General features: G+C 74.2%; 5 protein-coding genes. 2 read left to right on the top strand and 3 right to left on the bottom strand.

The window, feature by feature from the left end; all coding sequences use genetic code 11:
• Nucleotides 1–77 precede the first annotated feature (77 nt).
• A complete protein-coding gene (locus ACFYT9_RS24515) occupies nt 78–1,541 on the bottom strand; it encodes a cellulose binding domain-containing protein (protein WP_389167178.1) in 1,464 nt (487 codons plus the stop codon).
• Between the two features lie 293 nt (nt 1,542–1,834).
• Here ACFYT9_RS24515 and ACFYT9_RS24520 point away from each other — a divergent pair, with 293 nt between their 5' ends.
• Nucleotides 1,835–3,175 carry a cytochrome P450 gene (locus ACFYT9_RS24520; RefSeq protein ID WP_389167180.1) on the top strand — a complete coding sequence of 447 codons (1,341 nt, stop codon included), beginning with the start codon at nt 1,835–1,837 and terminating at the stop codon, nt 3,173–3,175.
• 15 nt (nt 3,176–3,190) lie between these two features.
• Here ACFYT9_RS24520 and ACFYT9_RS24525 read toward each other — a convergent pair whose 3' ends face one another.
• Both ACFYT9_RS24525 and ACFYT9_RS24530 read right to left on the bottom strand, forming a co-directional pair.
• Nucleotides 3,191–3,658, bottom strand: a complete 468-nt coding sequence (locus ACFYT9_RS24525; RefSeq protein ID WP_387270481.1) for a hypothetical protein — start codon at nt 3,656–3,658, stop codon at nt 3,191–3,193.
• Between the two features lie 52 nt (nt 3,659–3,710).
• Nucleotides 3,711–5,033, bottom strand: a complete 1,323-nt coding sequence (locus ACFYT9_RS24530) for a hypothetical protein (RefSeq protein WP_389167183.1) — start codon at nt 5,031–5,033, stop codon at nt 3,711–3,713.
• A gap of 161 nt (nt 5,034–5,194) precedes the next feature.
• Between ACFYT9_RS24530 and ACFYT9_RS24535 the strand changes: the two genes are divergently transcribed.
• Nucleotides 5,195–5,866 carry a 1,4-alpha-glucan branching protein gene (locus ACFYT9_RS24535; protein WP_389167186.1) on the top strand — a complete coding sequence of 224 codons (672 nt, stop codon included), beginning with the start codon at nt 5,195–5,197 and terminating at the stop codon, nt 5,864–5,866.
• Nucleotides 5,867–6,000 lie beyond the last annotated feature (134 nt).

Below are 6,000 nucleotides of genomic sequence, written 5' to 3' on the forward strand. Positions count from 1 at the left end.
GGTCCCGGTGGTCCGGTCTCGGGGCGCGGGGCCCGAGCTCCCGCGCCCCGAGGTCATCGGCCCCCGCGGACGCCGCCTCAGGGAGTGACGGCGATGTTGGTGAGGCCGCTCGTGGCGTTCCGGACGGTGTTCGAGCCGTGCACCACGTTGAGCCGGCCCGGGCACTTCGACGTGGACGTGATCCGGATCGCGTACGCGCCGGCGCCGCCCAGGTCGGAGGAGTTGCCGCGCCACACGTTGCCGCAGCCGTTCGGGAAGGCCGGGGTGGTGGCCGGGTTGTGGGTCTCGTAGCCGTTGGCGAAGGTGCCCGGCGCGGTGAAGGTGCCGGTGTTGCCCTCGATCAGGTAGTCGACGCCCTTCACGTCGATCCACGAGTCCGCCGAGTTCTGCCCGCTGATCCCGCGCCCGTCGAAGGTGTTGCCCCGGACGACCCCGCCGAAGGTGCCCTCCTTGACGTCGATCGCCTCGGCCGCGACGTCCGGGCCGATCCGGTTGTTCTCCACGCGTACCCGGTCCGAACGGTCGGCCCCGCCCTCGTTGCCGTGGCAGCCCCAGTTGGACCCGGCCGACCCGATGTACACGCCCTCGCCGTAGCCCGGCTGGACGAGCCCAGTGGCCTCGACCGTCGAGTCGCGGAGCACACCATCCGCGGAGGAGCGCCGGAAGTGCACGCCCTCCTCGTCGATGCGGTGCACATGGAGCCCGGTCGCCGTCACGTGCGGGGAGGCGTCGAGCACGACGCCCTTCTTCGAGTCCCGGACGGTGAAGCCCTCCAGGTTCCAGTGCGGGGCCCGGTACAGCCACAGGCCGTAGCCCGGGTCCCAGCCGGCGGTGGGGACGGGGCAGGAGGGTCCGCTGCCGGACGGCCCGTCGTTGACGAGCACCGCGGTACGCGGGCCGGTCAGCGTGACGGGCCGGTCCGCGGTCCCGGGCCGCTGGGCGACGAAGGACCCCCGGTACTCGCCGGGCGCCATCCGGATCGTCTGCCCGGGCGCGGCCGAGGAGAGCGCGGTACGCAGCTGCGCCGCCGTGGCGACGTCGATCACGGAGCCGGCGGGCGGGTCGGTGGTGGGGCTCGGCGTCGGAGTGGGCGTCGGCGTGGGCGTGGGGGTCGGCGTGGGCGTGGGTATGGGCGTGGGGGTGGTGCTCTGGCAAGGGGAGCCGTTGACCGTGCAGTTGAGCGGCAGACCGAGCCCGCTCGCGTTGAAGCCGAAGCCCTGGGTCGCGCCCGGCGGGACGGAGCCGTTCCAGGAGAGGTTGGTGAAGGTGTAGTGGCGGCCGGTCCGGGTCTTCGTCGCCGACCAGTGGCTGGTGACCGCCGTTCCCTCCGGCAGGTCGAACTCCACCGTCCAGCCGGTCGCCGGGGCGTCCCCGCCGTTCGTCACGCCCACGTCGGCGCCGTACCCGGTGCTCCACACGCTCGGGCGGCTGACCGAGGCGGTGAGGGCGGGGGCTGCGGCCTCGGCCGGCGGGGTCAGGAGCCCCGCTGCGATCAGGACGGCGACGGCCGTCGCGGCCGCGGCCGGAATCGCTCTGCGCATGGTGGGTCGTCTCCTCCTGCCGGACGGCGCCGGGCCGGTCGGACGGCTGTTGTCAGTAAAGCTTCCTTACTATCGCGAGCACGTCAACGGAACGGACGCATCTCGACACGCCGTCGATCGCCACCGACCGGACGCGCCCCGAACGCACCCCGAACAAAGCGCACTTCAGGCCAACACCTCCGCCCCCGCGGCCGGAGCCGCGCTGTCGTCACGAGGTCCCGCGCCCCTACAGTCGGGGGGACCGCGCCACCCCCGCACGCGAGGGCGTGCGGACGCCGAACAGGAGCCCCGCCGTGGCCATCCCCGCACCCGCCGGCGCCCACGAGGGCTCGGGCCCGGCCGGACGCCCGGTCCCCGAACTCGCCCCCGAACTCGTCGCCGACTGGCGCGCCCGGGGCGGCGAACTCGTCGACCTCCTCGCCCTCGTCCGCGAACGGACCGGCGGCGTCGGCGCGTTCCGCCCCGGACCCGGAGCCGCGCCCACCGTGCTGGTCACCGACCCCGATGCCGTCCGGCACGTCCTCGCCCACCACCCCGACCGGTACGTCAAGCGCTCCCACCGCGCCCGCGTCCTCGTCGGCGACGGCGTGCTCTCCGCCACCGGAGACGCCTGGCAGCGCCAACGCCGCCTCCTCCAGTCGCAGTTCACCGGCCGGGGCATGCGCCGGTACGAGGCGCGGATCACCGCCGCCGCCCGGGTGACCGCCGCCCGCTGGGAGGCGTACGCCCGCACCGGGGAGGTCTTCGACCTCGGCGACGAGATGCGCCGCTTCGCCCTCGACACCATCTGGCGCGCCCTCACGGGCCGGCCGCTCGACCCGGACACCGAGCGCGAACTCGGCGCGGTCGCCGGGGTGGTGGCCGCCCTGCCCAGCCTGCCCGCCGACAAGGTCGCCGCCGAGGCGGCCGTGGCCGCCGACATCGCCCGCATCGACGCCGTCGCCGAACGTGCCGTCCGCGCCGCCCGGGACGACGCCGCCGACCCCGGCGAACCCGGCCTGCTGCACATCCTCGTCGAGGCGTCCGCGACCCGCCCCGAGTACACCGACCGGCTGATCCGCGACGAACTCGTCACCCTCCTCATGGCCGGCCACGAGACCACCGCCACCACCCTGACCTGGCTGTACCTCCTCCTGGACCGCCACCCGGAGGCCCGTGAACGCGCCCTCGCCGCCGGCCCCGGCGGCTCGCCCGAGCGCCGGGAGGCCGTCCAGGCCCTCGTCCACGAGACGCTCCGCCTCTACCCCTCGGCCTGGATCCTGCCCCGCCACGCCACCGAGGCCGACACCCTCGCGGGCCATGCCCTCCCCGCCGGCACGGATCTCCTCGTCTGCCCCTACCTCGTCCACCGCGACCCGGCCCTCTGGCCGTCCCCCGAGACCTTCGACCCCACCCGCTTCACCACCCCCGGCCGCCGCCCCGCCCACCCCGGCGCCCACCTCCCCTTCGGCCTCGGCCCCCGCGCCTGCCTGGGCCTCCAGTTCGCCCTCCGCGAGTCCGTCACCCTCCTCGAACACCTGCTGCCGGGGCCCGCGCCGCGCCTCCGAGCCCGCCCGGAGCGAACCGTCTACGGCCTCACCGTCCGCCCCGACGGCCCCACGCCCGCCGTCCTCGCCGGCGGGCGCGCGGCCTGATCGGGCCGAACTCGGTCAGCGCAGGACGGAGGAGAAGGAGTCCAGCTGGATCCAGGTGACCGGGTTGGCGGCCTGGGGGCCGACGACCCTGACGAGGCCCTCCGCGGTGGCTTCGACGCGGATCGCGTTGACGCCCAGGTGGTTGTTGCGGGGGACGACGCCCCGGACGTAACCGCTCGGCTCGATGGACGGCGGCAGGGTGCCCAGGGTCTCGTCCTTGACGAGGTTGCCGGTGAGGTAGCCGCGGAACTGGAGGAAGTCGGTTCCCGCCAGGCGGACGACCCGGGCCTGGAACGGGTTGTCCGGGTGGGTGGTGATCACGCCCGTGGGGGTCACGGCGGTCCAGGGCACGATGATCTGGCAGCCTTCGGCGGACGCCGCGGCGGCCGGGGAGGCGGTGGCGAGCGGCGCGGCGGCGACCGCGACGGGGGTGGCGAGCGCCGCGGCGAGCAGGGAGCGGCGGCTGGTCGACTGCTGGGTCATGAGAGTTCCTCCGGAGTGAAGAAGACGAGGGCGGCGAAGCGGGACGGGCCGGTCAGTGCCACGGGACCGAGACGCCGTTCAGGTCGATCCAGGTGATCGGGTTGTCGTCGTATGCGCCGTACACCCACAACTCGCCGCGGATGTTGCCCTCGACGCGGCACACGCACCTGCCGGTGCTGTTGTTCCTCGCGACGTTCTGGCGGATCTGCCGGGTCGGGCGCAGCCGGTGCGGCAGCGTCGCGATCTTGCTGTCCTCGGTGAACGTTCCGGTCAGGGTGCCGCGCAGCTGGAGATGGGGCGTCCCGGCGAGGACAACGATCCGGCCGCTCGGCCGCTCGGCTCCCGCGGGCAGGGGGACGGCCGGGGTCAGCTCCGTCCAGTCCGCGAGGACCTTGACACCGTCCACGGCCGGCTTCGTCGGGTACCAGCAGATGGTGACGTCCCGCGAACCGGTCGTGCCGGGCACGGTGTTGCTGAACCCGAAGAGCAGCCGGGTCTCCTGCGTCTCCGGGTCCCTCTCGACCGCGAGCCCCTCCGGCTCGCGCCGGGTCAGACCGCTCGCGCCGGTGACGATCTGCTGGTCCGCCCGCTCGCCCGTCTTCCAGTCGTAGGAGGAGATGTAGGTGATCCCCGGGAAGTCCTCGGGGTCCACCTTCCCGTTCTGGTTCCGGTCGTAGGGCAGCCAGTCGTACGTATAGAGCACGTCGCCGAGGAGTTGGAAGCCCTGCGAGGTGAACTTGCTCGCGAACTGCTTCTCCTCCCAACCCGGAGGCTTGACGGCGGGCACCGTCGTACCGCCCTTGCGCGGAGCCGCGTCATCGATCGCGGTCCAGTCGCCGGCGGCCGCGCGGGTGGCGTCGTACCGCGTGAACTTCCGTCCCTCCGCCGTGCGGTAGGCGATCATCAGACGGTCGGTGGTCGGGTCGTAGGACGGCCCCGCGGACTGGATGCTCCCCGGCGGCGCGAACTTCTGGCTCGCCGGGATGTCCTTGGCGTCCAGTGTCTCCTTGTCCTGGAACCTGAAGCGGGTGACCCGCGAACCGAACGGCACCCCTTCGCTGTTGAACCACAGGTCCCCGCACTCGGTCCACAGATGGCTGTCGGCGCCGACCGGCACGCACCCCATGGACAGGCCGTGCCCGAAGCCCTTCAGCCGCATCCAGCCGGTGATCTTGCCGGTGGTCCGGCTGATCCGGTTCAGGCACAGATTGCCCGACGCCCCGGCGCCGCTCTCCACCTGGAGCACGAAGACGTGGTCGTTGACCGTGTCCGTGGCGATGGCCTGCGGCGCCGGAGGATCCACCAGATCGACGGTCTGGACGAGCCTGCCGGCGACACCGGACAGGTCGACGCCGTTGGCGTCCGTTTTCCCCATGGTCGTTCTCCCCCCGTGGACCACCTTCGGATCCACGTCCACAAGATCATCACATGCTGGTGGAAGCGGTGGACACAGGGGTCGGCGGAGGCCGACTGCCCTCTTCCACGGCTCTGTTACGTTGGCGGCTCCCGGTCCCGAGGAGAGGAAGCGACCCGCGCATGGCCGTCATCCACCGCACCACGATGCAGCCGACCAAGGCCGAACTCATCGCCGACTGGCTGCCCACCCGTGCCTGGTACACCGCCGGGCCGGAGGCGCCGCGCCCGGTGAGGGCCGGCGGGTTCCGGCTCGACGACCCCGCGGGCGAGGTGGGCATCGAGTTCATGGCCGTCACCGACGGCGAGGGTCCGGACGCGGTCACCTACCTCGTGCCCATGACGTACCGGGGCAAGCCTCTCGACGGCGCCGAGTCCGCCCTCATCGGCACCTCCGAGCACGGGGTCCTCGGCACCCGGTGGATCTACGACGGCACCCACGACCCGGTCCTGGTCGGCCAGGTGTACGAGCTCCTCGCCGGCCGTGCCGTGCCCCAGCAGCAGTCCGTCAGCGACGCCGTCGACCCGACCGTCACCGCCACCCTCGGCGCCCCCGCCCCGGAGGGCGACGCCGCGGTGCTGGACGCCACCGACGGGCCCGAGGGCACCGACGTACGGATCGAGGTACCCGGCGGCGCGCCCCTCACCCTCCGGTTCCACCGCACCCTGCGCCCCGCCGCGGACGAGGACCGGGACGGCACCGGCGTCCTCGGCCGCGTCACCGCAGAGTGGACCCCGGCCGGCGCCGAGGGCGCCACGGCGCGGGGCGCGTACATCACCGTCCGCGGCGCCTGACGCGGAGCCGGGGGGCCCCCCCCCCCGGCGGGGCGCCCGCGCCCCCGGGGGGCGGGGGGGGGCGGCCCCCGGGGGGGGGGCGGGGGGGCGCCCCGCCCCCCCCCGCCCCCCGCCCGGGCCCCCCCGCGCCCCCG

Source organism: Streptomyces sp. NPDC004435 (assembly GCF_042873895.1).
In the GTDB taxonomy this organism is placed as follows: domain Bacteria; phylum Actinomycetota; class Actinomycetes; order Streptomycetales; family Streptomycetaceae; genus Streptomyces.